At 75.8% G+C, this 2,545-nt stretch carries 3 protein-coding genes; 1 reads left to right on the plus strand and 2 read right to left on the minus strand.

All coding sequences use genetic code 11. The features are described from left to right. A partial coding sequence (locus C6N75_RS22790; RefSeq protein WP_146132646.1) for an MFS transporter occupies positions 1 to 897 on the plus strand: 897 nt, incomplete at its 5' end. Here C6N75_RS22790 and C6N75_RS22795 read toward each other — a convergent pair. Both C6N75_RS22795 and C6N75_RS22800 read right to left on the minus strand, forming a co-directional pair. Next, positions 869 to 1,519, minus strand: coding sequence for a TMEM175 family protein (locus C6N75_RS22795; protein WP_105870765.1), 651 nt, complete (start codon positions 1,517 to 1,519; stop codon positions 869 to 871). The two genes, C6N75_RS22790 and C6N75_RS22795, sit on opposite strands and share 29 nt — an antisense overlap. A 111-nt stretch (positions 1,520 to 1,630) precedes the next feature. After that, the gene (locus C6N75_RS22800; RefSeq protein ID WP_105870766.1) at positions 1,631 to 2,431 is read right to left on the minus strand and encodes an SDR family oxidoreductase; all 801 of its coding nucleotides are present in this window, start codon (positions 2,429 to 2,431) and stop codon (positions 1,631 to 1,633) included. Positions 2,432 to 2,545: the final 114 nt, after the last annotated feature.

The raw sequence follows: 2,545 nt of genomic DNA on the forward strand, positions 1-2,545 counted from the left end.
GTGCTGGGGGCGGCGGCGCTGGGGCTGGTGAGCTATGCGCTGATCGACACGGACTGGGTGACGGGGGCGCTGGGGGTCGTGGCGGCGGCGCTGTTCGTGCGGACCGAGCGGCGGCACCGCGCGCCCATGCTGCCGCCGTCGCTGTTCGCGGCCCGGATGTTCACGGTGATCAACGTGGTGACGTTGTTCGTGTACGCGGCGCTGGGCGGGTTCTTCTTCGTGGTGGCGTTGCAGTTGCAGGTGGTGGCGGGGTACTCGGCGCTGGCGGCCGGGACGGCGCTGCTGCCGACGACGGTGCTGATGCTGCTGCTGTCGGGCCGGTCGGGGGCACTGGGGGAGCGGTTGGGGCCGCGGCTGCCGCTGACGGTGGGCTGTCTGCTGGCCGCCGGCGGGATGCTGCTCCTGCTGCGGGCCGGGCCGGGCGCGGTGTACGTGCGGGATGTGCTGCCGGGGATGGTGGTGCTGGGGATGGGCATGGTGGCGTTGGTCGCGCCGCTGACGGCGACCGTGCTGGCGTACGCCCCGCAGGACCGCTCCGGGATCGCGAGCGGGGTGAACAACGCGATCGCCCGCGCCGCCGGGCTGCTGGCGGTGGCCGCTTTGCCGCTGCTGACCGGGATGGGGCCGGACGCCTACCGGCAGCCCGCCCTGTTCGACGCGGCCTTCGACCGGTCGATGGTGTGGTGCGCGGCCGTGTTCGCGGTGGCGGGGGTGTTGTCGTGGGCGCTGCTGCGGGTGCCGGCGGCTCCCGAGGCCGCTCTGCCGGAGTGCCGGATGCACTGCTCGCTCACCGCGCCGCCGCTGGACCCGGGCCGGGCCCGGGCGGAGACGGGGACGGGGACCGGAACGGGAAAGGGGGCGGGAGCGGTCAGGCAGCGACGAAACGGCGGCCCGTGAAGGCCTTCAGGGGCCACAGGGCCAGCCAGGACCACATGGCGGCCTGCGGGGAGGCGAAGGCGATCGGCACGCCCGCGCCCGCCACCAGCACCGTCGCCGCCATGTCCGCCGCCATCCAGCGGCCGGTGCGGTCGGTGACCGGGAGCCTGCGCAGGTGCTCGCGCTTCCAGACGGCGACCCACAGCGCCATGTGCAGCAGGGCGATCAGGGCGATCGCCGCCGAGTAGAGCGCCACCGCGAGGGACTGGCTCGGGTACTCGGAGAGCAGGGAGGTGGGGAAGGGGAGCAGCGCGACGGCCCCCAGCTCGGCCAGGGTGAGCACCACCATCGTGCCGTCCACGTGGTGCACATGGGCCAGGATCCGCCGCTGGCTGCGCCAGAAGCCGCCCAGGATGGCGAAGCTCAGGGCGTACGCGAGGACGTTCGGCACCGTGTCGGCCAGCGCCTGGTGGAACGCCCGGCCGTCCAGGTCCGGGTCCACCCGGACGTCCAGGACCAGCAGGGTCATGGCGATGGAGAAGATCCCGTCGGAGAGCGCGGTCAGCCGCTCCGGGGTGCCCTGGTGGGCGAGCGGGCCGAGCGCCCCGGTGTCGTCGCCCGCCGCGGCGGGGGGAGTGGTCATGGTGCGGGGCCGCCCTTCCTCGTCCGGCGGCCCCACCCTGCCGCCGGCGCCCCGCCCGGCCCGCCGATTAGGCCGCGGGCGGCGGGTCGGGAGGAGCCCCGGGCGTACGGGTCAGCCGCGACCGATGTACGGCATGGCGGTCGCCATCACGGTGGCGAACGGGATGTTCGCCTCCAGCGGCAGCGCCGCCATGTGGGCCACCGTGCGGGCCACGTCGGCGGCGTCCATCACCGGCTCCGGGGCCAGTTCGCCGTTGGCCTGGAGGATGCCCTGCTCCATGCGGCGGGTCATCTCGGTCGCCGCGTTGCCGATGTCGATCTGGCCGCAGGCGATCCGGTACGGGCGGCCGTCCAGCGCCAGGGACTTCGTCAGCCCGGTGACGGCGTGCTTGGTCGCGGTGTAGGCGACCGAGTGCGGGCGGGGGACGTGCGCCGAGATGGAGCCGTTGTTGATGATCCGGCCGCCCTGCGGCGACTGCTCCTTCATCGCCCGGAACGCGGCCTGGGCGCAGAGGAACGCGCCGGTGAGGTTGACGTCCACGACGGAGCGCCAGGTGTCGGGCGAGAGGTCCTCGACGGGCGTGCCGCCGCCGGCGAAGCTGCCCGCGTTGTTGAAGAGGAGGTCGACCCGGCCCCAGCGCTCGGTGACCGCGGCGAAGAGCGCGGCGACGGAGTCCGGCGCGGTCACGTCGGTGGGCAGGACGAGGGCCTCGCCCGCGCCTGCCGCCAGGGCGGCGGCGGTCTCCTCCAGGGGCTCGCGGCGGCGGCCGGCCAGCGCCACCGACCAGCCGTCGGCGGCGAGGGCGAGGGCCACGCCGCGGCCGATGCCGGACCCGGCCCCGGTCACCACGGCGGTCCCGCGCCGGCCGGCCGGGCGGGGTGCGGTCTCGGGGCGTGCGTCGCGTGCGTCCATGGGGCGGCAGCGTACGGCAGCGTCCGGGGGCTGGGACGGCGACGCCCGCCATGTGGAACAGCGACCGCCGCCCGCTGGTGCCGGCCGGGCCGCCGTCCGGCGGTGGCGGCCGGG

It is taken from the genome of Streptomyces solincola (assembly GCF_002982015.1).
Taxonomy (GTDB): Bacteria; Actinomycetota; Actinomycetes; order Streptomycetales; family Streptomycetaceae; genus Streptomyces; species Streptomyces solincola.